The sequence below is a fragment of the Paraburkholderia sp. UCT31 genome (assembly GCF_014397655.1).
Lineage (GTDB): Bacteria > Pseudomonadota > Gammaproteobacteria > Burkholderiales > Burkholderiaceae > Paraburkholderia > Paraburkholderia tuberum.
The window spans coordinates 37,052-61,544 of sequence record NZ_VZQP01000008.1 but is presented as its reverse complement, the minus strand read 5'-3'; the positions used below and the strand labels follow the sequence as shown (position 1 = coordinate 61,544).

Annotated in this window: 23 protein-coding genes; 19 read left to right on the top strand and 4 right to left on the bottom strand. The window is 64.9% G+C overall.

Going from position 1 to position 24,493, the window contains the following annotated elements; all coding sequences use genetic code 11:
- Positions 1–45 precede the first annotated feature (45 nt).
- A complete protein-coding gene (locus F6X40_RS08400) occupies positions 46–867 on the top strand; it encodes a Cof-type HAD-IIB family hydrolase (protein WP_187627417.1) in 822 nt (273 codons plus the stop codon).
- 101 nt (positions 868–968) lie between these two features.
- Here F6X40_RS08400 and F6X40_RS08395 read toward each other — a convergent pair whose 3' ends face one another.
- From F6X40_RS08395 to aqpZ, 3 genes are all read right to left on the bottom strand, one after another.
- The gene (locus tag F6X40_RS08395) at positions 969–1,262 is read right to left on the bottom strand and encodes a PXPV repeat protein (RefSeq protein ID WP_187627416.1); all 294 of its coding nucleotides are present in this window, start codon (positions 1,260–1,262) and stop codon (positions 969–971) included.
- Positions 1,263–1,549: 287 nt separating this feature from the next.
- The gene (locus F6X40_RS08390) at positions 1,550–2,296 is read right to left on the bottom strand and encodes a histidine phosphatase family protein (RefSeq protein WP_187627415.1); all 747 of its coding nucleotides are present in this window, start codon (positions 2,294–2,296) and stop codon (positions 1,550–1,552) included.
- A 173-nt stretch (positions 2,297–2,469) separates the two neighbouring features.
- On the bottom strand, positions 2,470–3,210 hold the full coding sequence (gene aqpZ / locus F6X40_RS08385; protein WP_187627414.1) for an aquaporin Z: 741 nt from the start codon (positions 3,208–3,210) through the stop codon (positions 2,470–2,472).
- 287 nt (positions 3,211–3,497) lie between these two features.
- Here aqpZ and F6X40_RS08380 point away from each other — a divergent pair, with 287 nt between their 5' ends.
- Positions 3,498–3,800: an H-NS family nucleoid-associated regulatory protein gene (locus tag F6X40_RS08380; protein ID WP_013090908.1), complete on the top strand. Its 303-nt coding sequence runs from the start codon at positions 3,498–3,500 to the stop codon at positions 3,798–3,800.
- A gap of 297 nt (positions 3,801–4,097) precedes the next feature.
- Here the strand turns inward: F6X40_RS08380 and F6X40_RS08375 are convergent, their stop codons facing one another.
- On the bottom strand, positions 4,098–5,162 hold the full coding sequence (locus tag F6X40_RS08375) for a glycosyltransferase family 4 protein (protein WP_090802471.1): 1,065 nt from the start codon (positions 5,160–5,162) through the stop codon (positions 4,098–4,100).
- A 798-nt stretch (positions 5,163–5,960) separates the two neighbouring features.
- Between F6X40_RS08375 and flhD the strand changes: the two genes are divergently transcribed.
- The 17 genes from flhD (at position 5,961) to flhA (ending at position 24,275) form a co-directional block, all read left to right on the top strand.
- Positions 5,961–6,281 carry a flagellar transcriptional regulator FlhD gene (gene flhD / locus F6X40_RS08370; RefSeq protein WP_260336525.1) on the top strand — a complete coding sequence of 107 codons (321 nt, stop codon included), beginning with the start codon at positions 5,961–5,963 and terminating at the stop codon, positions 6,279–6,281.
- Positions 6,281–6,931 (top strand): flagellar transcriptional regulator FlhC, encoded by a 651-nt coding sequence (gene flhC, locus F6X40_RS08365; protein ID WP_187627413.1) that lies wholly within the window; start codon positions 6,281–6,283, stop codon positions 6,929–6,931. Before flhD ends, flhC begins: the two co-directional genes overlap by 1 nt.
- A 136-nt stretch (positions 6,932–7,067) precedes the next feature.
- Entirely contained in the window at positions 7,068–7,928 is an 861-nt protein-coding gene (gene motA, locus F6X40_RS08360; protein WP_090802475.1) for a flagellar motor stator protein MotA, read from the top strand.
- Positions 7,929–7,950: 22 nt separating this feature from the next.
- Entirely contained in the window at positions 7,951–8,961 is a 1,011-nt protein-coding gene (gene motB / locus F6X40_RS08355; RefSeq protein ID WP_187627412.1) for a flagellar motor protein MotB, read from the top strand.
- 83 nt (positions 8,962–9,044) lie between these two features.
- Positions 9,045–9,422, top strand: a complete 378-nt coding sequence (locus tag F6X40_RS08350) for a response regulator (protein ID WP_184035000.1) — start codon at positions 9,045–9,047, stop codon at positions 9,420–9,422.
- Positions 9,423–9,518: 96 nt separating this feature from the next.
- A complete protein-coding gene (gene cheA, locus F6X40_RS08345; RefSeq protein ID WP_187627411.1) occupies positions 9,519–11,888 on the top strand; it encodes a chemotaxis protein CheA in 2,370 nt (789 codons plus the stop codon).
- A 78-nt stretch (positions 11,889–11,966) separates the two neighbouring features.
- A complete protein-coding gene (locus F6X40_RS08340; protein WP_090802480.1) occupies positions 11,967–12,500 on the top strand; it encodes a chemotaxis protein CheW in 534 nt (177 codons plus the stop codon).
- 39 nt (positions 12,501–12,539) lie between these two features.
- Positions 12,540–14,396, top strand: coding sequence for a methyl-accepting chemotaxis protein (locus F6X40_RS08335; RefSeq protein ID WP_187627410.1), 1,857 nt, complete (start codon positions 12,540–12,542; stop codon positions 14,394–14,396).
- Positions 14,397–14,600: 204 nt separating this feature from the next.
- The gene (locus F6X40_RS08330) at positions 14,601–15,572 is read left to right on the top strand and encodes a CheR family methyltransferase (RefSeq protein ID WP_187627409.1); all 972 of its coding nucleotides are present in this window, start codon (positions 14,601–14,603) and stop codon (positions 15,570–15,572) included.
- Positions 15,569–16,288, top strand: a complete 720-nt coding sequence (gene cheD, locus F6X40_RS08325) for a chemoreceptor glutamine deamidase CheD (protein ID WP_184069775.1) — start codon at positions 15,569–15,571, stop codon at positions 16,286–16,288. The genes F6X40_RS08330 and cheD overlap by 4 nt, the downstream gene beginning before the upstream one ends.
- A gap of 5 nt (positions 16,289–16,293) precedes the next feature.
- The gene (locus tag F6X40_RS08320) at positions 16,294–17,382 is read left to right on the top strand and encodes a chemotaxis response regulator protein-glutamate methylesterase (protein WP_184069944.1); all 1,089 of its coding nucleotides are present in this window, start codon (positions 16,294–16,296) and stop codon (positions 17,380–17,382) included.
- Positions 17,383–17,443: 61 nt separating this feature from the next.
- On the top strand, positions 17,444–17,839 hold the full coding sequence (gene cheY / locus F6X40_RS08315; protein ID WP_018418782.1) for a chemotaxis response regulator CheY: 396 nt from the start codon (positions 17,444–17,446) through the stop codon (positions 17,837–17,839).
- 1 nt (position 17,840) lies between these two features.
- Complete coding sequence (gene cheZ, locus F6X40_RS08310) at positions 17,841–18,551, top strand: protein phosphatase CheZ (protein WP_187627408.1); 711 nt, start codon at positions 17,841–17,843, stop codon at positions 18,549–18,551.
- Between the two features lie 337 nt (positions 18,552–18,888).
- Positions 18,889–19,434 carry a DUF2844 domain-containing protein gene (locus F6X40_RS08305; protein ID WP_184069771.1) on the top strand — a complete coding sequence of 182 codons (546 nt, stop codon included), beginning with the start codon at positions 18,889–18,891 and terminating at the stop codon, positions 19,432–19,434.
- A 14-nt stretch (positions 19,435–19,448) separates the two neighbouring features.
- Positions 19,449–20,765, top strand: a complete 1,317-nt coding sequence (locus tag F6X40_RS08300; protein WP_187627407.1) for a DUF3443 domain-containing protein — start codon at positions 19,449–19,451, stop codon at positions 20,763–20,765.
- 175 nt (positions 20,766–20,940) lie between these two features.
- Positions 20,941–22,176 carry a flagellar biosynthesis protein FlhB gene (gene flhB, locus F6X40_RS08295; protein WP_184069767.1) on the top strand — a complete coding sequence of 412 codons (1,236 nt, stop codon included), beginning with the start codon at positions 20,941–20,943 and terminating at the stop codon, positions 22,174–22,176.
- Entirely contained in the window at positions 22,173–24,275 is a 2,103-nt protein-coding gene (gene flhA / locus F6X40_RS08290) for a flagellar biosynthesis protein FlhA (RefSeq protein ID WP_184065964.1), read from the top strand. Before flhB ends, flhA begins: the two co-directional genes overlap by 4 nt.
- Positions 24,276–24,493: the final 218 nt, after the last annotated feature.

Sequence of the window (24,493 nt, the reverse complement as noted above, 5' to 3'; positions counted from 1 at the left end):
TACCCGCTTTGACGCTGCCTCGACGGTTCAGCCGCCGTACTCACCATGTATAAAGTCATCGCCACGGATCTCGACGGCACACTGCTCAACGCCGATCACCAGGTAGACCCGTTCACGGTCGCCACGGTGCGCAAGCTCGAAAGCGACGGGCTGCAGTTCGTGATCGCCACCGGGCGGCATTACTGCGACGTCGCGGGCATCCGCGATCTGCTCGGCATCAATCCGTATCTGATCACGTCGAACGGCGCGCGCATTCACGCGCCTGACAACACGGTGATCCACGCCGACGATTTGCCGCCGGCGATCGTCCAGCGTCTCGTGCAGCCCGAAATTGTCGGCGCGCATGGTCGAGTGATCGTCAGTCTGTTTGCAGACGAGGCGTGGCTGATCGACCGAGACGCGCCCCATCTGCTGGAATTTCACCAGGATTCCGGCTTCACGTACGAAGTGACCGACCTGCCGAAGCACGATGGCGTCGACATTGCCAAGGCGCTGTATATCGGCGACCCCGCCGATCTCGCGCAGGTGGCCGCCAATCTGGAGCGCGACTTCGGCGAACGACTGTACGTGACGTATTCATTGCCGGATTGTCTCGAAGTGATGACCGCGAATGTGTCGAAGGGGCGCGCCCTGCAGATCGTGCTCGAGCGTCTCGGTGTCGACGCGTCGCACTGCGTCGCGTTCGGCGACAACATGAACGATATCGATCTGCTCGAGACGGCCGGCCATCCATTCATGATGAACAACGCCAATCCCGATCTGATCACCCGCCTGCCGCATGTGCCGCGCATCGGCAACAATTTCGAGGCGGGCGTTGCGCATCATCTGCGCAAACTGTTTGCGCTCAACGACGAACTGGCATCTTGAACCGTAGTCACTGCGATTGAAAGCGGCCCGCATCCACTCGCGTGGATGCGGGCCGCAAAAGTTGCTCGCGAAGCGCGCAGCGTGCGCTCCGCTTGCGCTCGTCAATCCCGCCAGCCGCGGTGCTCGCCTCGATTGTCATGACCCCAGCGACGGTTGTCGTGACCCCAGCCGCGATCATCGCGGTGATAGTCGCGGTAGTAGTCACCACGCGCATAGCGATGATCCCAGCCGCCGTAATACACCGGCTCCGGCGCGGCGTAGACGCTCACGGGCGCGGCATAAACCGGGGCGCCGAGCGATAGGCCGACGCTCAGATCCGTATGTGCCTGCGCGACACCGCATGCGCCCGCCGCGAGTCCGGCAGCAACCAGCAAGTGAGTGACGATGCGTTTCATATTGGTCTCTCCTGTGAGGCGACGTAGGTTTGTCGCACAGGACCAATGTACGCACTCGAGGCGGGCTGGACTGCGACCAGATGTTACGGACTGCAAGCATCGTCGAAGTCATCGAAGCCAGGAAAAACGCTCGCGCGGACGTTGCGCGCAAATACCTTACTTCGCTTGCAGCCGCGCCCCACGGGGCTTTGCGGCCGGTCAATTCAAGCCGGCAGACGGCTCTTCGCGCACGCTCGCGGCTTGCCGCGCCGGCGCACGTAAACACGGCTTACATCTGTATTGCTCAATTAATCCGCCGCGGGCGCCGAAGCGGCCGAAGTTGCGGAAGAGGCCGCCCCTGCCGAAGATGCCGACACTCCCGGCAAGGCCGCGCAAGGGCAATCGGTTGCCCGCCCGTCGAGCCCTTCGCGATCGTGTTTGAAGCTCGCGCGCGGCGTGCCGTTCTGCCAGTCGAGTCGGACGATGTAAATGCTGTCGAAGTCGTCGCTTTGCCATTTCGGCACGTCGGCCGCGCGACCGCCATGCGTGCTCAACATCTGCCGCAACAGCTTCTCGATCAGCTTGTGCTCCCAGGCAACGACGATCAGCTTGCCGCGATTGGCCGGGTCGACGAGCGCGTTGCCGAGCTGGTCGATCTGCGCAAAACCGTACGGTGTTTGGACCGGCATCTGGAATTGAATCGCGGTCGGTTCGATCGTCGCGAGCGGGCGCACGTAATAGTACGGATGACCGCCGTCGTCTTTTTGCTGGCCGGGGTCGGGCGCGTAGATCGCATCGGGTTTGCCGAATTTGGCGGCGATCACGGCCGGCAACGCGAGCGCACGGTTGAGCCCCTGGCAGTCTAGCTGGCCATACCCCTGCGCGGGTTTCTCGCCGTGTCGAACGAATACGAGGGTTTCGATATTGCCGCCCGCCGCGGCAACGACGGTCGCCGTGTTCATCGCCGCGGACGCGGCCGGCAACGTCATCGTGCTCGCGCACAGGCCGCCGAGCGACAGTGCGACGCCATGCAGGAATCCGCGGAAACGGTTCATCGAAAGCACCTGTGCGAGGCTGGGAAGTCGCCCGATTCTAGCAGCGGTGCCCTCCGGCACGCGGCCGGCGCGGCATTCATATCGCATTGGCGAGCGCAATGAATAATGGGCGCCGAGGCGCCCATTCATGCCGACTACGCGACGATCGCGAGACCGGCGCGTCGAACTGGCCGTCAGTCGAGCGCCAGCCTGCGCGCATCGCTGCTGCGATCGTCAGCGATCAGCGGATAGACGACACCCGCGATCACCGCACCGATGATCGGCGCAACCCAGAACAGCCACAGCTGATCGATCGCCGCGCCGCCGACGAATAGCGCCGGGCCCGTCGAGCGCGCCGGATTGACCGCCGTGTTGGTGACAGGAATCGAGACCAGATGGATCAGCGTCAGGCACAGGCCGATCGCGATGGGCGCGAAGCCGGCCGGCGCGCGGCGGTCGGTCGCGCCGAGAATCACGAACAGGAAGAAGCCAGTCATGACCACTTCGCAAATGAAAGCAGCGGCGAGCGAGTAGTGACCCGGCGATTGCTCGCCGTAACCGTTCGTCGCGAAGCCGCTCGCGACGAGGTCGAAGCCAGGCTTGCCCGACGCGATCAGCGACAGTACGAATGCGCCGAGCACCGCGCCGACCACCTGCGCGACGACATAGGGCAGAAGATCGCGCACCGGAAATCGGCCGGCGACGGCCAGTCCGACGCTCACCGCCGGATTCAGGTGGCAGCCCGAAATGTGGCCAATCGCAAAAGCCATCGTCAGCACGGTCAGGCCGAAGGCCAGCGACACGCCGACGAAGCCGATGCCCAATCCGTGAAACGGCCCGGCGAAGTTGGCGGCGAGGACCGCGCTGCCGCAGCCTCCGAGCACGAGCCAGAAGGTGCCGAACAATTCGGCAACGAGGCGCTTTGACAACTGCATGTTTGGCGATCCTAAAAAGAATGGGTACTTCAGAAGCACGCATCGAAAAGGGCGAGTACGTACCTTGAGCGCGCAATTCTAGGCAGACAGCGCCAAATCGGGTGTCAAAGATTGTCAAACCGCACAGAATTTATAAACTATTGCGAGATAAAGCGCAGGTTTTACAATTCACACTCTTTAATAATTATCAGAGGAAAATTCGCTAAACCGGTATTAGTCGCCATTGCGAATTTTTATAATTGCAGCTAGTCTGCGGTCGAATGAGTTCTAGAAAAGGGGAGAACCGAATGTCTCAATATGCAGACCTCAAGGCGCAGATTGCCAAATTGCAGGCACAGGCAGAAGAAGCGCGACGCACGGAAATCGACAATGTCGTCGCCGACATCCGCCAAAAGATCGCCGAATACGGTCTGACCGCGCAGGATCTCGGTTTCGCGGTCGCCGCCAAGCGCGGCCGGCCGCCCAAGAAGACGCCGCTGCCGGCGAAATATCAGGACCCGAAGTCGGGCAATACATGGAGCGGGCGCGGCAAGCCGCCCAAATGGATCGTCGGCAAGAATCGCGAGCGATTTCTGATTGGCTCGGCGTGACGCCCGCCCGACCTGATGTGAGACGGGGTGAAGGCGGTCTGAAGGTTTCTTTGCTGTTTGACTTATTCGCCGCTCGCAAATCCACCGTGGAAGCGCAACCATCCCTGTATTAAAAAAGCCGCATACAGGGCGGCTTTTTCGCGTCCGGCAGCCAAAAGACTTCGTTTTTCGCTCGCGCAAACGATTCCGATGCCGGACTCGCCGCTATTGCGGCGTTATAAGCGAAGGTTCACAGCGCCGCTTCAATGCGGGCCGAAAACGGCCAGCCGTAAAAGCGCCGGCCGTTTTCAGGCGCGCCTAGCCGACCGCGACCTGGCGCAATACCGGGCGTCGCGACGTTTCAATCAAGGCGGAATAGCCGTCGATATAGTTCTGCGCCATCGTTTTCGAACTGAAGCGGCGTTCGAACTGGGCGCGGATTTCGATGCGCGACAGCTCGTCGAGACGCTGCAGAGCCGCTACCGCGCCTTGCACGTCCTCGACGATATAGCCGGTCACGCCGTGGTCGATCACCTCAGGCACGGAGCCGCGGTTGAACGCGATAACCGGCGTGCCGCAGGCCATCGACTCGATCATCACGAGGCCGAACGGCTCGGACCAGTCGATCGGGAACAGCAGCGCCTTCGCGCCCGACAGAAACTCGGGTTTCTGCGCCTCGTTGATCTCGCCGACGAACTCGACATGCGCCATCGACAGCAGCGGCTCGATCTCGCGCTTGAAGTACTCCATGTCGACCTTGTCCACCTTGGCGGCGATCTTCAGCGGCAGACCGCTTTGCGCGGCGATCCTGATAGCTGTATCGACGCGTTTTTCCGGGCAGATGCGGCCGAGGAACGCGAGATATTCGGGCTTCTTGTGCGGCTGCGGCGTCAGCAACTGGTCCGGCAGACCGTGATAGATCGTGTTGAGCCAGTTGGCCTGCTGCAGCGGCAGACGCTGCGAATCCGAAATCGACACGACCGGCACGTGCGAGAACGCGTCGAACACCGGCTGTAATTCCGGCAGGTCGAGACGACCGTGCAGCGTGGTCACGAACGGCGTGTCCATCGTCGTGAACAGGGGGAACGGCAGGTAGTCGAGATGGAAGTGCAGCACGTCGAACTCGTGCGCGATCTTGCGGACCTTTTCCATCATCAGCACGTGCGGCGCCAATGCATCGCGAATCGTCGGATCGAGGCGCAGCGCACGCGGCCAGCATGCCTCGAGATTGGCGGACGTGACGGAGTCGCCGCTCGCGAACAGCGTGACGTCATGGCCGAGCTCGACCAGCGCTTCGGTCAGATACGACACGACACGTTCGGTGCCGCCATAGAGTTTCGGTGGGACAGCTTCGTAGAGCGGCGCGACTTGTGCGATTCGCATGCGTTTTCTCCTGTGTCGATCAGAGTTAGCGCTGTGGCGCCGACCCGGATCCCATGCGGATTTTTGATACTTACCGGGGCTTCGTACGACGGCTGAATGGCGCGTGGTACGTCTGCCTAACCGGACGGTTGGGCGCGGCTTGCCCCGCCCGAGGGTGCTCCGAAATAGCTATCGGGTAATCCCTTAGCCTTCATTATCGGGATCGACCGCGGTAATTCGAGTTATTTTTCAAACGCTTAATGTTGTTACAGCGCGAAACATGGACCGTTACAGCTGCCGCGCAAGGTCGAGCAGCCAACAGGTCCCCATAATCGGGAAGCGTAATTCCACCGACTCAATCAAGCTCGACAGGCGAAATGCACCGTAGCAAGCGGCGGACCCGAGGGTCGGATGAGCCGGGAAAGATCTCTAACCGAGCCAGATTGCAGCCGGGTGAAAACGTCTTATAATTCTTTTCCACCGTTTTACGGTGCGGCGGTGAAGTTCTGAAAACTCACCATCCGGTACACGCCGCAGCCGTATAAATTCCCAGCGCGCATCGTCAGTCCCGCCCCGCGCATCAATTCGGCCCAATTCGTGCCTCGCCGCAACCCGGGTTGTAGGAATAATTCCTACACAAATGACGGATTAATCCGTCACCCAGCTGGGGTGTCTCTCCGATTTTCGGCTGTGCCCCCTTTCGAGACAATGCTTGCAAGACCAGAGACGAGCGGATTCGCGCGGATTCAGCGCGCGCGTTCGAGCAAACGTTTCCGCAAAAATCGGCCTGACCAGCCGGGCATACGAACGGGGGAAATCATGAGCACGACTAGCCATATGCTCAGTGAGATCAGGGAAGTCAATCTTTCCTATCTGCTGCTCGCCCAGCGTCTGCTGCGCGAAGACAAGCCGATGGGCATGTTCCGCATGGGTATTTCGGACCAGCTGGCCGACGTGCTCGCCAATCTGTCGTTGGCGCAGACCGTCAAGCTCGCGGCGTCCAACCAGATGCTGTGCCGCTTCCGCTTCGACGATCACGCGGTGCTGACCGCCCTCGCGGACAAGGACAAGTCCAGCGCGATCGCGCAGGCTCATTCGGCGATCCTGATGGCGAGCCAGCCGGTCGAGCAGATCGGCTGATGGCCAGTAAGAGCGTCGTACTCGAAGTCCGGGAAATCACCCTCGCGATCGAGCTGATCGAACTGGGCGCGCGTCTGCAATTGCTGGAGGCGGAAACCAGCCTGTCGCGCGACCGGCTCGTCAAGCTGTACAAGGAATTGAAAGGGGTGTCGCCGCCCAAGGGCATGCTGCCGTTTTCGACCGACTGGTTCATGACCTGGCAGCCGAACTTTCATTCGTCGCTGTTCTACAACATCTACCGTTTCATGGCCGGTCACGGCGGCTGCCGCGCGATCGAATCGATCGTGAAGAGCTACCGGCTGTATCTCGAGCACGTGCAGTTGCACGACGACGAGCCGGTGCTCAGTCTCACGCGCGCCTGGACGCTCGCGCGCTTCTTCGACTCGGGCATGCTGCAGATGAGCGCCTGCCGCCGCTGCGGCGGCCACTTCGTCGCGCACGCGCACGATCCGCAGCACGGGTTCGTTTGCGGGCTGTGTCAGCCGCCGTCGCGCGCGGGCAAGACGAAGAAGGCGGCGCAAACGCGGGCCGAGCGGCAAATCGCCGTCGCCGGAGTCCCGGCCGGGGTGCCGCAAGTGACCGACGCGCGAGCTCACGAGGCCCGCTGCCCCGCCCCCACGTTCGATACCCTCGTCACCGCCGAAGTCTGAGCAGCACGCGTTGAGGCAGCGCAAGCCTCTGGTTTACACCGGACTCGAGCGCCGTCTTTTTCCCCAAAGTTTTCCGCCTCGGTGCCGTAAACCTGACTAACGACGGTAACCGTCGCTTTTTTGTGAGGGCTCGGCAGTGCTGATTTTCGTGGGAACACTCGTGACGCTGTTGTCCGTTTTCGGCGGTTACGCGCTCGAAGGCGGCCATCTCGGCGCGCTGCTGCAACCCGTCGAGGTGCTGATGATCGTCGGCGCCGGAGTCGGCGCATTCATTCTCGGTAACGGGATGAAGACGATCCGGGCGACACTGCGCGTCATTCCGACCCTGTTCAAGGGCGCGAAGTACAACAAGGACGTCTACATGGAGCTGATGGGGCTCCTGTACGTGCTGCTCGCGAAAGCGCGCAAGGAAGGCACGCTGACGCTCGAAGCCGACATCGACGATCCGTCGAAGAGCCCGATCTTCACGCAGTACCCGAAGATCCTCGCCGACAAGCACATCATCGAGTTCCTGACCGACTACCTGCGGCTGATGGTCGGCGGCAACATGAATGCATTCGAGATCGAAAGCCTGATGGACGAGGAGATCGAGACGCACCACCAGGAAGGCGAGGCGCCCGCGCACGCGCTGACCAAGGTCGGCGACGCGATGCCGGCGTTCGGTATCGTCGCCGCGGTGATGGGCGTCGTGCACACGATGGCCTCGGCCGACAAGCCGCCCGCGGTGCTCGGTGAAATGATCGCGCAGGCGCTCGTCGGCACGTTCCTCGGCATTCTGCTTTCGTACGGGCTGATCGGGCCGCTCGCCAGCGTCGCCGAGCAGCGCGTGACCGAGTCGACCAAGATGTTCCAGTGCATCAAGGTGACGATCCTCGCGAGCCTGAACGGCTACGCGCCGGCGATCGCGGTCGAGTTCGGCCGCAAGGTGCTGTTCTCGACCGAGCGCCCGTCGTTCGCCGAGCTCGAAGAGCACGTGCGCCGCGTCAAGGCGAAATAAGCAGGCGACGGGAACCGAACCGATGAGCAGCAAGGACAAAGACCGCGCAATCGTCGTCAAGCGCAGCACGCCGAAAAAGTCCGGTCATCACGGCGGCGCGTGGAAGCTCGCGTACGCGGACTTCATGACCGCGATGATGGCGTTCTTCCTGCTGATGTGGCTGCTGAGTTCGGCCTCCACCGTGCAGCTGAAAGGTATCGCCGACTACTTCAACCAGCCGTTGAAGATCACGCTGTGGGGCGGCGATCGCAGCGCCGAAGACTCGAGCATCCTGAAGGGCGGCGGTCGCGACATCTCGACCGACGCGCAGGGCGTGACCCGCTCGACCGACGGCAGCAGCAGCCGCGCCGAGCGCACCGCGTCGCATAACGACGACGACTCCGTGAAGCAGCTGACGGGCGCGCTCGAACGCCAGGAACAGGTGCGTCTGCACGACCTGCAGGTCAAGCTGATGGCCGCGATCGAGGCGAACCCGGTGCTGCGCCAGTTCAAGCAGCAGATCCGCATCGACTCGACGCTGACCGGCCTGCGCATCGAGATCGTCGACTCGCAGAAGCGGCCGATGTTCGCGACCGCACGCGACGTCGTCGAGCCGTACATGCGCGACATCCTGCGCGAGATCGGCCACACGCTGAACGACGTGCCGAACCGCATCATCGTTCAGGGCCATACCGACGCCGTGCCGTACGCGGGCGGTGAGAAGGGCTATAGCAACTGGGAGCTGTCGGCCGACCGCGCCAACGCATCGCGGCGCGAGCTGGTCGCGGGCGGCATGGACGAAGCGAAGGTAATGCGCGTGCTCGGTCTCGCGTCGACGCAGAACCTGAACAAGGCGGACCCGCTCGATCCGGAAAACCGTCGCATCAGCATCATCGTGTTGAACAGGAAGTCCGAGGAGGCGCTCGATCACGACGACTCCACGACGACGACCCTGTCGGACGACGCAGCGGGCTCGAAGCCGCTGCTGCAAAGACTTGCGCAGCCGGTGACGGCTGCACCGAAGTTGCCGGCGGCGGCGCCGCCGGCCCAGTAACAGACCGCGGCCGCCGGGCCGCGGCCCGCGCCCGACCGGCGCGCACCGCCCGGCGGCCCAGTGTTAAGCGCAGCGAGGTTTTCATGATCAGGCACATCCTGGCAATCGACGATTCGGCATCGATGCGGCAGATCCTCGCCGCGACGCTGACGGGCGCCGGCTATGAAGTCACGCTCGCGGCGGACGGCAACGAAGGGCTCGAAAACGCGCTCGCGATGGCGTTCGATCTCGTGTTGACCGACCAGCACATGCCCGGCAAGACCGGTCTCGATCTGATCACCGCGCTGCGCGGAAATCCGGCCTATCAGGCGACGCCCATCCTCGTCCTCACGACGGAATCGGGCGAACCCTTCAAAGAGGCGGCGCGCGCGGCGGGCGCGACCGGCTGGATCGAAAAGCCGCTCGACCCGGACCTGCTGACCGAGCTGGTGGCGGCGCTGGCCGAACCGGACCCGGCTTGATCCGCGTCATCAGCACCTTTAGACACAGTACAGATAGCTCTCGACGCGCCTCTACGGCGACTCACGCCAGACAGGCACTCTCGCGGTGAACCAGGCATGACACTCGACATCACACAGTTCTATCAGACGTTCTTCGACGAAGCGGACGAACTGCTCGCGCAGATGGAGCAATTGCTGCTCAATCTCGACGTGGCCCACCCGGACCCCGAAGACCTCGCGGCGATCTTTCGCGCCGCGCATTCGATCAAGGGCGGCGCGGCGACGTTCGGTTTCACCGCGCTCACCGAGACCACGCACATTCTCGAGTCGCTGCTCGATCGCGCGCGCAACAACGAGCTGGTGCTGCGCAAGGACATGATCGACACGTTCCTCGAAACCAAGGACGTGCTGTCCGGCCAGCTCGCCGACTATCGCGCGAGCGCCGAGCCCGATGCGGCGGTGGCGCGCGCGATCTGCGCGAAGCTGGAGCAGCTGCACGCGGAAAGCCGCATGGGCGGCGCGCCGGCAGCGGCGGCGAGCGCCGAAACCGCGCCGGCCGTGAGCGCCCCCGCGCCCGCAGCAGCGCAGGCGACGGCAACCCAAACAACAACACAAGCAACCGCGGTACAGCAGCAAGGCGGCACCCCGCCCGAGCACGTCGTCGAACAGGCGGTGCAGGCGGCGGGCGAATGGATCGACGGCGAACCGGCACAGACCGGACAAGCCGCGGGCACGGCCGACAGCGCCGGCCCACATCTGAAAATTACGCTACGGGGCGTGGGAGAGAAAGACCAGGAACTGCTCACCGAAGAGCTGGGCAACCTGGGCAACATCGTCGGGCAGGTCAAGAGCGGCAGCGATCTGACGCTGTGGCTCTCGAGCGACGTATCTTCCGACGACATCATCGCCGTGTGCTGCTTCGTGATCGACGAAAGTCAGATCACGATCGGCCGTGGCACCGCGCCGGTGGACGACGCGCAGCAGGGCGAACCTGGAACGCCCGACGCTGCCGCTCCGACACCGGCGCAATCCGCGCAATCCGCGCAGGTCGCGCCCGCCGCTCCCGCGGCGCAAGCGCAGGCGCAGCCGGTCCTTCACACGGAGTCCGCAGCATCGGCGACCCCGGCGGCCCTCACCGCTGCGCCCGCAAGCGCGCCCGGTCACGCGGACAGCATCGAGCCGCCGCCAGCGGCACCCGCGGCGGCTCAGGCGGCGGCCAAACCGGCTTCGGCCGCGTCCGCCGATCCGGACCGCAAGGCGGCCCGTCCGGCCGCCGCGGCGGCCGGCGGCGAAGGCAGCTCGATTCGCGTCGGCGTCGAGAAGGTCGATCAGCTGATCAATCTGGTCGGCGAGCTGGTGATCACGCAGGCGATGCTCGCGGAGACCACCAGCACGTTCGATCCGGCGCTGCACGACCGGCTCTTCAACGGCATGGCGCAACTCGAGCGCAACGCGCGCGATCTGCAGGAAGCGGTGATGTCGATCCGCATGATGCCGATGGATTACGTGTTCAGCCGCTTCCCGCGTCTGGTGCGCGATCTCGCGGCGAAACTCGGCAAGGAGGTCGAACTCGTCACCTTCGGTCAGGCGACCGAACTCGACAAGAGCCTCATCGAACGGATCATCGACCCGTTGACGCACCTCGTGCGCAACAGTCTCGACCACGGCATCGAAACCGTCGAGGCGCGGCGCGCGGCGGGCAAGGATTCGACCGGTCAGCTGGTGCTGTCGGCGGCGCACCACGGCGGCAACATCGTCATCGAGGTCAGCGACGACGGCGCGGGCCTGCGCCGCGACAAGATTCTCGCGAAGGCGGCCAAGCAGGGCATGCAGGTCAGCGACACGATGAGCGACGAGGAAGTCTGGAACCTGATCTTCCTGCCGGGCTTCTCGACCGCGGAGCAGGTCACCGACGTGTCCGGCCGCGGCGTCGGCATGGACGTGGTGAAGCGCAACATCCAGTCGATGGGCGGTCACGTCGAGATCACGTCGCACGCGGGCAAGGGCAGCACCACGCGGATCGTGCTGCCGCTCACGCTCGCGATCCTCGACGGCATGTCGGTGAAGGTCGGCAACGAGATCTTCATCCTGCCGCTGAACTTCGTGATGGAGTCGCTGCAACCGCGAGCCGAAGACATTTACACGGTCGCCAACGGCGAGCGCGTGGTGCGCGTGCGCGGCGAATACCTGCCGCTCGTCGCGCTGCACGAGGTGTTCAACGTGTCGGATGCGAAGCAGGAGCCGACCCAGGGCATCGTCACGATCATGCAGACCGAGGGACGGCGCTTCGCGATGCTGATCGATGAACTCGTCGGCCAGCAGCAGGTGGTCGTGAAGAATCTGGAAACGAACTACCGCAAGGTGCACGGCATTTCCGCGGCGACCATTCTGGGCGACGGCAGCGTCGCGCTGATCGTGGACGTCGCGGCGCTGAACCGCGAATCGCGTCATGCGCATGGGCATGCGCAGGCGATGAGCCTCGCCTAACGCACGCAGCAAACGCGGCACTGACAGACATCGCAACACAACTTCAACTCAATTCATCCCAACCGTTTGGGGGCTAACGTGGCAGAAGTCCAATCCATCAATTCGAGCGTCGCAAACGCGAGCGGTACGAATGGCCGCCGCGACGCGCAGGCGGACGCCGGCGGTCAGGAATTCCTCGTCTTCACGCTCGGCGCGGAAGAGTACGGCATCGACATCCTGAAGGTGCAGGAAATCCGCGGCTACGACAACGTGACGCGCATCGCCAACGCGCCCGAGTTCATCAAGGGCGTGATCAACCTGCGCGGCATCATCGTGCCGATCGTCGACATGCGGATCAAGTTCCATCTCGGCCGCGTCGAGTACGACCATCAGACCGTCGTGATCATCCTGAACGTCGCGCATCGCGTGGTCGGCATGGTCGTGGACGGCGTGTCGGACGTGCTGACGCTCGCGGTCGATCAGATCATGCCGGCGCCGGAATTCGGCGCGACGCTGACGACCGAATACCTGACCGGTCTCGGCACGGTCGACGGCCGCATGCTGATCCTGATGGACATCGAGAAGCTGATGACCAGCTCCGAGATGTCGCTGACCGAAACGCTCGGCGTCTGAGCGCAGGCAGTAACGGAACCAGGCACAAGGAGCATCGAAATGCTGAGCAGGTGGTCGATCCGCACGTCGCTGACGATGGTGGGGATTCTTCTGGCGACGCTGACCGTGGTGGTCGGCGCGCTCGGGCTGACCGCGCTGAATCGCGCGAGCGGCTCGCTCGATCGCATCGCACGCGGCGAACTGGTCGCGATTCATGCGCTCGACGATGCGTCGGCGTATCTGTTGCGTTCGCGCATCGCGATCGATCGCTTCAACACGCTGACGGCCGCCGGTAACGCGGACGAGGCGAAGAAGGCGCTCGATCGCGCGCAGGAGCTGCTCGGCAAGAGCAAGCAGAGCTGGCAGGCGTATCTCGACGCGCCGAAGCACCGCGTCGAGCAGGCCTTGCTCGACGATGTGCTCGCGAAGCATACGACGGTGATGCACGACGGCGTCGACGTCGAATTCGCCGCGTTGAACGCGAACAATCTCGACGCGTATCACGCGGTCGCGGACACGAAGATCAGCCCGATGTTCATCGCCTACGACGCGGCCGCCGCCGCGGTGATCCAGGCGTTGCGGCAGAGCGTGGCCGATCAGGAAACGAGCGCGCAGTCGAGCGCGTCGCTGATGATCATGCTGATCGGCGTGACCACGGTGCTCGCGCTGCTGGTGGTGGTCGGCATCCGTTTCGCGCTGCGCGGTCTCATCGTGCAGCCGCTGAACGACGCGACCGCGTGCTTCGAGCGGATCGCTGGGGGCGACCTGTCCACCCCCGTCGAGGTGTTCAGCAACAATGAAATCGGCCGCCTGTTCGCGGGCATCAAGCGGATGCAGGAAAGCCTCGCGACGATGGTGCGCGCAGTCCGCAGCGGCACCGAATCGATCGACACCGGCGCGCGCGAAATCGCGATGGGCAACACCGATCTGTCGCAGCGCACCGAGCAGCAAGCGGCGTCGCTACAGGAAACCGCATCGAGCATGGATCAACTGACCGGCACCGTGCGGCAGAACACCGAGAACGCGCGCCAGGCGAGCCAGCTCGCCGTCAACGCGTCGGACATCGCGACGCGCGGCGGCGACGTGGTGAGCCAGGTCGTCACGACGATGCAGCAAATCGCGACCAGTTCGAACAAGGTCGTCGACATTATCGGCGTGATCGAGGGCATCGCGTTCCAGACCAACATCCTCGCGCTGAACGCGGCGGTCGAAGCCGCACGCGCCGGCGAACAGGGCCGCGGCTTCGCGGTCGTCGCGGGCGAAGTGCGCAGCCTCGCGCAGCGCAGCGCGAGCGCCGCCAAGGAGATCAAGGAGCTGATCGGCGATTCGGCCGACAAGGTCAGGAGCGGCTCCGAGCTGGTCGGCCGCGCGGGCACGACGATGGACGAAATCGTGCAGGCGGTGCGTCGCGTGACCGACATCATGGGCGAGATCAGCGCGGCGTCGGAAGAGCAGTCGGGCGGCATCGAGCAGGTCAACCGCGCGGTCGTGCAGATGGATTCGGTCACGCAGCAGAACGCGGCGCTGGTCGAACAGGCGGCGGCCGCGGCGGCGTCGCTCGAAGATCAGACGCGGCAGTTGCAGGCGGTGCTGGGCGGCTGGAAGGTAACCGGCACGCCGGCGCGTCGGAGCGCGCCGCCGACGCGTGCGCAGACGCCCGCGCGGCTCGCCAGGGCTACACCGCAAGCGGCGAGCGCGGCGACTCCGGTGAACCCGGTGGGCGCGAGCAAGGAATCGAAGGCAACCGCGGCGAGCGCCGCGACCCCGACGCAGCACGACGCAGCCGCACGCGTCGAACCGGTATTGAAGCCCCGGCCGGCCGCAGCCGCGGCTCGCGTCACGACCGACACGCCCACGCGCGCCGCTCCGCCGGGCACGGCGAAGGCGAGTTCGGACGCGGACTGGGAAACGTTTTAGGCAACGGCAGGGTGACATGTGGTCAACCGGCATCGCGCCCGCGGATGGGCGAAGCATCGAAGCACGCACAGTACGCGTGTCGCGAGCCGGCCATATGGCGATGGTACTCGCGGGAGGGCGCGACCCCGCGACGACAATTCCTACCTCCCAGGCAGTCCGGCTGGGCGGCGAGCGTGATGGCTCATATCGCAGACAGGAATTTTCATGATGGCAACGCGCGCAACACAACGCCCCGCGCGGGCAGCACCTGACGGCACAGAGCCGGCCAGGTCCGTCGAGACGGGCCGCGATTTCGAATTTACGGCGGCGGATTTCGCCCGCATCCGCGAGCTGATTCATCGCGGGGCGGGCATCTCGCTGTCGGACCACAAGCGCGACATGGCGTATAGCCGCCTCGCGCGCCGCTTGCGGGCGCGCGGCATCGATACGTTCCGGCAGTATCTCGATCTGCTCGAAGCGGAAAACGATCCGGCCGAGTGGGAAGCGTTCACCAATGCCCTGACCACCAACCTCACGGCGTTTTTTCGCGAAGCCCATCACTTTCCGATCCTCGCCGAGTTCGTGCCGCGCCGTGCGCAACCGGTGTCCGTGTGGTGCTCGGCGGCATCGACGGGCGAGGAGCCGTACTCGATCGCGATGACGCTGATCGAAGCGCTCGGCGACAGCGGCGCGCGCCAGGCGTCGGTGCTCGCGACCGACATCGACACCCAGGTGCTCGCGAAGGCCGAGGCCGGCGTCTACCAGTTCGACCAGGTCAAGCACCTGTCGCCCGAGCGGTTGAAGCGCTTCTTCCTGAAGGGCACGGGCGCGCATGGGGGGATGGTCAAGGTGCGTCCCGAAGTGCGCGCGCTCGTGCGCTTCGAGCAACTGAACCTGACCAATCGCGATTACCAGTTGCGCACGCAGTTCGACGCGATCTTCTGCCGCAACGTGATGATCTATTTCGACAAGCCGACGCAGGCGCAGGTGCTGACGCGCTTCGAGCCGCTGATGAAACCGGGCGGCCTGTTGTTCGCCGGCCATTCGGAAAACTTCACGTACGTGACGCAAGCGTTCCGGCTGCGCGGCCAGACCGTCTACGAACTGACCCGCGACGTGGGCGGCATTCGCGCGCCGTCGCGCGCCAACGCGCCTGACGCGCATGACGCGCATCAATCGAGCGGGGTGGCCGCATGAGCAGCACGCTGCCGATCGCTTCGAACCTGTACTACGACAACCACTTCCAGCGCCCCGGCGTGAAGCTGTTGCCCAACGAGTTCTATACGACGAGCGAAGACATGGTGCTCGTAACCGTGCTCGGCTCGTGCGTCGCGGCCTGCATCCAGGACCGCACCGCGGGCATCGGCGGCATGAATCACTTCATGCTGCCCGACGACGGCGCCGACGTCGCGCAGGCCGCGTCGGACTCGATGCGCTACGGCGCGTACGCGATGGAAGTGCTGATCAACGAACTGATCAAGGCGGGCGGGCGGCGCGAGCGCTTCGAGGCCAAGGTGTTCGGCGGCGGCGCGGTGCTCGCGGGCATGACGACGATGAACATCGGCGATCGCAACTCCGAGTTCGTGCGCCGCTATCTGGCCACCGAAAAGATCCGCATCGTCGCCGAGGACCTGCAGGGCTCGCACCCGCGCAAGGTCGCGTTCATGCCGCGCACCGGTCAGGTGATGGTGAAGAAATTGCGCTTGCAACAGGAAGCGGGCGTCGCCGAGCGCGAGCAGGCGCTCGTGCTGCAAAGCGCCGAAGCACGCGCGGAGCGGCTCGCCGCCGCGCGCAAGCGGGTCGAGCTGTTCGCGAAGCCGGCCGCCGCCGCCGCGCGGCCGAGAATCGAACTGTTCGGCGCGAGCCCGCGCCCGACTCATTCCAACAACGCCAGAACCACAGAGGAGGCGTGAGCGCTGTGCAAAAGATCAAGGTATTGTGCGTCGACGATTCGGCGCTGATCCGCAGCCTGATGACCGAAATCATCAATAGCCAGCCGGACATGACGGTGGTCGCGACGGCACCCGATCCGCTCGTCGCGCGCGAGCTCATCAAGCAGCACAACCCGGACGTGTTGACGCTCGACGTCGAAATGCCGCGCATGGACGGCCTCGACTTTCTCGAGAAGCTGATGCGTCTGCGGCCGATGCCGGTCGTGATGGTGTCGTCGCTGACCGAGCGCGGCAACGAAATCACGCTGCGCGCGCTCGAACTCGGCGCGGTCGATTTCGTGACCAAGCCGAAGGTCGGCATTCGCGACGGCATGCTCGACTACGCGGAAAAGCTCGCCGACAAGGTTCGCGCGGCAGCCCGCGCGCGCGTACGCCAGGCGGCGCCGGCGCAGCATGCGGCCACCCAGGCCGCGCAGGCGCCGGCCGGCGCCGCGCCGCTCTTCAACAACCCGCTGCTGAGTACCGAGAAGCTGGTTATCGTCGGCGCCTCGACGGGCGGCACCGAAGCGATCCGCGAAGTGCTGGTGCCGCTGCCGCCCGACGCGCCCGCGGTGCTGATCGCGCAGCACATGCCGCCGGGCTTTACGAAATCTTTCGCGCAACGCCTCAATGGTTTGTGCCGGATTACCGTTAAAGAAGCAGAGCACGGCGAGCGTGTGCTGCCGGGGCACGCGTACATTGCGCCGGGCCATGCGCACCTGTTGCTCGCGAGGAGCGGTGCGAACTATATTGCGCATCTGTCCGACGACCCGCCGGTGAATCGGCATCGTCCGTCGGTCGATGTACTGTTCCGTTCGGCCGCGCAGCATGCGGGCAAGAACGCCGTTGGCGTGATCCTGACCGGCATGGGGCGCGACGGCGCGGTCGGGCTACTGGAGATGAAAAAGGCCGGTGCCTACACGCTGGCGCAGGACGAGGCGAGTTGCATCGTGTTCGGCATGCCGCGCGAGGCGATCGCGCTCGGCGCGGCCGACGAAATCGCCGCGCTGCCGGACATGAGCCGGCGCGTGATGGCGCGTTTGTCGTCGATGGGTGACCGCGTTCAGCGGGTATGATGCGTGCCGGATGGAATGACGCGGCCGAGCGCCGCAACATGGATCAAGCAAAGGGAAAGAAATGGACAAGGGAATGAAGATTCTGGTGGTTGACGATTTTCCGACGATGCGCCGGATCGTCCGCAACCTGCTGAAGGAACTGGGCTACTCGAACGTCGACGAGGCGGAAGACGGCGCGGCCGGTCTCGCGCGTCTGCGCAGCGGCAGCTACGAGTTCGTGATCTCCGACTGGAACATGCCGAACCTCGACGGTCTCGCGATGCTGAAGGAAATCCGCGCCGACGCGAGCCTCGCGCATCTGCCGGTGTTGATGGTGACGGCCGAGTCGAAGAAGGAAAACATCATCGCGGCGGCGCAGGCCGGCGCGAGCGGTTACGTCGTCAAGCCGTTCACGGCCGCGACGCTCGACGAGAAGCTCAACAAGATCCTCGAGAAAATGGCGAAAGCCGGGAGCTGACGTGACGCCGCCGACCCAAACGCCTGGCGCCGAAGCGGGCAACGACAGCGGCGACTTCGCGTCGGACCGCATCCTTGCCCGCATCGGACAACTGACGCGCACGCTGCGCGATTCGATGCGCGAACTCGGGCTCGACAAGCACGTCGAGCGCGCGGCCGAAGCCGTGCCCGATGCGCGCGATCGTCTGAAGTACATCGCCAACATGACCGAGCAGGCCGCCGAGCGCGTGCTGTCGGCGATCGACATCGCGAAGCCGATCCAGGAGCAGCTGCAGAAAGACGCGGGCACGCTCGACGCGCGCTGGGAGCAGTGGTACGCGGCGCCGATCGAGCGCGAGAAAGTGCGCGCGCTGATGAACGACACGCGCACCTTCCTGCGCGGCGTGCCCGAGGCGACCAGCGCGACCAACTCGCAACTGATGGAGATCATGCTCGCGCAGGACTTCCAGGATCTGACCGGCCAGGTGATCAAGAAGATCACCGACGTCGTCTATCTGATCGAGCAGCAGCTGCTCGGCGTGCTGGTCGAGAACATCGCGCTCGAGCGGCGCGAGCAGTTCGCGGCGAACGCCGCGGCTCTCAAGGCGGAGGTGTCGTCGACGGGCAGCCCGGAGCATCTGCTCAACGGTCCGCAGATCAATCCGGAAGGCAAGACGGATGTGGTGCAGGATCAATCGCAGGTCGACGATCTGCTCGCGAGCCTCGGTTTCTGAGCAAGTGACTCGGCCCGGCAAGCGCGCCGGGCCGGTGGTTTCTCCGCGATTTGCGCCAATCACGCGTTCAATGAGTACCGGCTACCCATCTTCCGTACGTTATCCTGCTAGTAATAGTCGGTAAGTCGCGCGCGTGGGCGCGCCTTGCGCCGGCTGAAAGAATCCGCAGGCATACTACGAGGTCAAAGCGGTACGGCACCCGGCCCGCGCAACGCCGGGCAGTCGCCCGGTGAGGCCATCCCTCAGCGTTGTGGCCGCGGCGGTGCCGTATCATCTGCCTATAAGCGGCCGCTTCGCGCAGTCGGCGAAGCGTGCCGCGGCTCGGGAGGAGCTTCTCATGTGGAGTCGTATTGGTCGCGCCGGAGTCACGGCGCTCGTATTGCCATGTTCGTTACTGGCCCTGACGGCCGCGCAATCCGCCCATGCGGCGCTGGGCAGCGCGCCGCTTACCCCCCCGTCCGACGCGTCGGTGTCCTCCCGCGTGGTGCAGCCCGCCAGCGGCACATCGCAAAGTGTCATGCGTTCTGAATCGAGCGCGGCGTCTTCCACATCTTCCATACCCGCTTCCTACACGGTACGCGAGACCACGTTCGGCAACGGCACCGTGGTGCGCGAATACCTGAGCACGAGTGGCGCGGTATTCGGCATTTCGTGGCATGGTCCGCAAATGCCCGATCTCAGTGATCTGCTCGGCAGTTATTTCCCGCAGTACGTGGCCGGCGTGAAGGCCGCGCGGGCCGCGCGCGGCAATGCGCGGGGGCCAGTCGCCGTCGACGAGAGCGGGCTGGTGGTGCGTTCGGGCGGCCACATGGGCGCGTTCAGCGGCGTCGCGTGGCTGCCCTCCGCGCTGCCGGCCGGCGTCAGCGGTTCCGACATCCAGTAACGGCGAGGACCACGATGCGAACCATGCTCACGACCGCGAACCTCAAAAGCTGGATGCAGGCCGCGCTTGCCGTGCTGCTCACGGCGACGCTCGTCGCCTGCGGCGGAGGCGGCGGTAGCGACAACAACTCCAGTTCCAACAATGGCGGCAGCACCTCGAACGGACTGAACGGCGGTTCGCTGCCGGCCAGCCCGACCCAGCAGCCGATCTCCGCGAATGCGTCGAACACGGTGCCGATTACGGTCGGCCGGGGCGTTTCGGGTGTCATCAACATCCCGACCGTCAGCGTGACGATCTGCGCGCCGGGCTCGACCAGCAACTGCCAGACGATCAACAACGTCCAGGTCGACACCGGCTCGTTTGGCCTGCGCGTGGTCAGTTCAGTGCTCAATTCGACGCTGCTCGGCGCGCTGCCGGTCAGCACGATCGGCAGCAACGGCGCGCAGCTCGCCGAGTGCGCGACGTTCGCGGACGGTTACACGTGGGGCTCGGTGCGTACCGCGATCGTGACGCTCGGCGGCGAAACGACGACCGGCAGCATCCCGCTGCAGATCATCGGCGACAAGGCCGCGAGCACGGTACCAAGCGGCTGCGGCAGCGGCCCGGCCGAAAACACGGCCGCCGATCTGGGCGCGAACGGCATCCTCGGCATCGGCACCGCGCCGACCGATTGCGGCGCAACCTGCGCGAACACGACGACCGCGGCGACCTACAGCAACTACTTCGCCTGTCCGAACGGCACGTCGTGCACGCGCACCGCGGTGCCGATTCCGCAACAGATCGCCAATCCGGTCGCGAACTTCCCGCTCGACAACAACGGCGTGATCGTACAGATGGCACCGGTGTCGAACACCGGGCAGGCGTCGGCGACCGGCACGCTGGTGTTCGGCATCGGCACGCAGGGGAACAACCCGCTTGCCGCTGCGCAGGTGTTCACGACCGACCCATACGGCGACCTCAACAACAGCACCTTCAACGGCACGACCGTCCAGGCGTTCCTCGATTCCGGCTCGAACGCCTATTTCTTCGCCGATAGCACGCTCACGCTGTGCGGCAGCCAGTTCGCGGGCTTCTATTGCCCGTCGTCGGCGCAGACCCGCACGGTCACGCTGGTCGGGAAGAACAACGTGTCGGCGGTCGCGAGCATCGGCATCGTGAACGCGCAGACGCTGTTCGCCAACGGCGGCAACTACGCGTTCAACACTCTCGCCGGCCAGATCGGCGGCAGCGCCAGCTTCGACCTCGGTCTGCCGTTCTTCTTCGGCCGCTACGTGTACTACCACCTCGATCAGACCGCGAGCGGCGGTCCCTCCCCCTTCGTCGGCTACTGAAGCCGCACGTCGATCCAATGCCGGACGGCTTGCGTGACAAACGCGCGAGCCGTCCGCTCATCCGTCGAAATACCCCCGTTTCTCCGCCCTTATCCGCCGATCGGCGCTTGCGTCGAGCAGGAATAATCGCTCTCACTGGAAAGAGGCGCCGTGCCTCGGCCGACTGGAGAGCTTTGTGGCAGAGGACAGCGACCTCGAAAAAACCGAATCCGCGACCCCTCGGCGCCTGCAGAAGGCGCGCGAGGAGGGGCAGATCGTGCGTTCGCGGGAGCTGTCGACCTTCGCGCTGCTCGCGGCCGGGTTCTACGGCGTATGGGGCATGTCGGGCAGCATCGGCGAGCATTTGCAGAACATGCTGCGTGCGTCGCTCACCTTCAACCACGCGAGCGCGTTCGACACCAGCCGCATGCTGATCGGCGCGGGCTCAGCGGGTCGCGAAGGACTCTACGCGCTCGTGCCGATACTCGGCGTCACCGGACTTGCCGCGCTGCTCGCACCGATGGCGCTGGGCGGCTGGCAACTGTCCGCGAAAGGGCTCGAGCCGAAGTTCAACCGGCTGAACCCGATCGAGGGCCTCGGCCGCATATTTTCGATCAACGGACCGATCCAGCTCGGCATGTCGCTCGCGAAGACGCTGGTGGTGGGGTTGATCGGCGGCACGGCGATCTGGAATCGCCACGAGCAATTCCTCGCGCTCGCGACGCAGCCGCTCAATCTCGCGCTCGCCAACTCCGTGCATCTGATCGCGGTGTGCTGCGGCATGACGGTGGCCGGCATGTTCGCGGTGGCCGCGCTCGACGTGCCGTACCAGCTGTGGTCGTTCCACAAGAAGCTGCGCATGACGAAGGAAGAAGTGAAGCGTGAGCATCGCGAGAGCGAAGGCGATCCGCACATCAAGGGCAAGATTCGCCAGCAGCAGCGCGCGATCGCGCGGCGCCGCATGATGGCGCAAGTGCCGAAGGCCGACGTGGTCGTGACCAACCCGACCCACTTCGCGGTCGCGCTGCAATACACGGACGGCGAGATGCGCGCGCCGAAGGTGGTCGCGAAGGGCGTGAACCTCGTGGCGGCGCGGATTCGCGAGATCGCCACCGAAAACAACGTGCCGCTGCTCGAAGCGCCGCCGCTCGCGCGTGCGCTCTATCACAACGTCGATCTGAATCGCGAGATTCCGGGGCCGCTCTATGGCGCGGTCGCGGAAGTGCTCGCGTGGGTCTATCAGCTGCGCCGCTTCAAGGCCGAAGGCGGCGACGTGCCGGTCGCGCCGACCGAACTCGACGTGCCGCCCGAACTCGACAAGGGCGGCGTATCGGACGAGGACGCCGCCGAGGAAGCCGCCAACACGCTGAACCCGGCCGACGACAACGCCAACGACGCCACTAGCGACGACAACAACGGAGCCTCCGCATGAACGCTCGCGCCGGTTTCCTCGCCCGACGGCCGGATGCGCTGAGCAGCACCAACCTGCGCGCCCTCGCCGGGCCGGTGCTGATCTGCATGATCCTCGGCATGATGATTCTGCCGTTGCCGCCGTTCCTGCTGGATCTGCTGTTCACGTTCAACATCGCGCTGTCGGTGATGGTGCTGCTCGTCAGCATGTACACGATGAAGCCGCTCGACTTCGCCGCGTTCCCGAGCGTGCTGCTGTTCTCGACGCTGCTGCGGCTGTCGCTGAACGTCGCCTCGACGCGGGTCGTGCTGCTCGAAGGCCATACCGGTCCCGATGCGGCCGGTCAGGTGATCGAGTCGTTCGGCCACTTCCTCGTGGGCGGCAACTTCGCGGTTGGTATCGTCGTGTTCGTGATCCTGATGGTGATCAACTTCATGGTGATCACGAAGGGCGCGGGGCGGATCGCCGAAGTGTCCGCGCGCTTCACGCTCGACGCGATGCCCGGCAAGCAGATGGCGATCGACGCCGATCTGAACGCCGGCCTCATCAACGAAGAGCAGGCTCGCACGCGGCGCAAGGAGATCTCTCAGGAAGCCGAGTTCTACGGCTCGATGGACGGTGCGAGCAAGTTCGTGCGAGGCGATGCGGTCGCCGGCCTCCTGATCATGGTGATCAACATCATCGGCGGGCTGATCGTCGGGATGGTCCAGCACGACATGAGTTTTGCCGCGGCGGGCAAGAACTACACGCTGCTGACGATCGGCGACGGCCTCGTCGCGCAGATTCCGTCGCTGGTGATTTCGACGGCGGCCGGCGTGATCGTGTCGCGCGTCGCGACCAACGAGGACATCGGCACGCAGCTGACCGGCCAGCTGTTCACGAACCCGCGCGTGCTGATGATCACCGGCTGCATTCTCGTGCTGATGGGCCTGATCCCGGGCATGCCGCACTTCGCGTTCCTGATTCTCGGCGGCGGCCTGATCCAGCTCGGCCGCACGATGAAGAAGCGCACCGAGGAGCGCAAGAACGCACCGGCGCTCGTCGACGTCGCGCCGGCCGCGCTGGCGCCGGTCGAAAACGCCGAGGCGAGCTGGGACGACGTGACGATGATCGACACGCTCGGCCTCGAAGTCGGCTACCGGCTGATTCCGCTCGTCGACAAGAACTCGGACGGCGAACTGCTCAAGCGGATCAAGAGCATCCGCAAGAAGTTCGCGCAGGAAATCGGCTTCTTGCCGCCGGTCATTCATATCCGCGACAACCTCGAATTGCGGCCGAACGGCTATCGGATCGCGTTGAAGGGCGTCGAGGTCGGCTCGGGCGAGGCGTATCCGGGCCAGTGGCTCGCGATCAACCCGGGCCAGGTATCGGCCGCGCTGCCGGGCACGCCGACCCAGGACCCGGCGTTCGGCCTGCCCGCCATCTGGATCGACACGAATCTGCGCGAACAGGCGCAGGTATACGGCTACACGGTCGTCGATTCGAGCACGGTGGTCGCGACGCACCTGAATCACCTCGTCGTCACGCACGCGTCGGAGCTGCTCGGCCGCCGCGAGGTGCAGTCGCTGGTCGAGCGGATGCAGAAGGACACGGCGTCGCTCGTCGACGATCTGGTGCCGAAGATGCTGCCGCTCACCACGCTGCAAAAGGTGCTGCAGAACCTGCTCGAAGAAGGCGTGCCGATTCGCGACATGCGCACGATCCTCGAAGCGCTCGCCGAACACGCGACCAAGCTCACCGACCCGCACGACCTCACCGCCGCGGTGCGGCTCGCGCTGGGCCGCGCGATCACGCAGCAGTGGTTCCCCGGGACCGCCGACATGCAGGTGATGGGCCTCGACGCGAACCTCGAACGGGTGCTGTCGCAGGCGCTATCGACCGGACCGAACCCGGGCCTCGAACCGGGCCTCGCGAACACGCTGCTTACCGAAACGCAGAAAGCGATGACGCGTCAGCAGAACCTTGGCCTCGCGCCGGTGCTGCTGGTGCAGCACGCACTGCGGCCGATGCTCGCGCGCTTCCTGCGCCGCAGCCTGCCGCAGCTGAAGGTGCTCTCGTATGCGGAAGTGCCCGATACGCGCAACGTCAAGGTGGTCAATCTGATCGGCGCGCACGGCTGACGAAGGTCGCTCGCCCGCGGCTGTCGATATAACGAACCGGCGCTCCAGTGGGGCGCCGGTTTGCGTTTGCACGGCTCTCCCGGGCTCGTCGAACGATGCGTCCGCCGTGTGTCCATCGCGCGAATTACCCACCTTTAACGGTCTTTATCCATCGATCGTCGCCCGACGCCTTTCGCAATAATTGATCGCAATGGGAAGCGGTGTATTGCCGGTCCGTC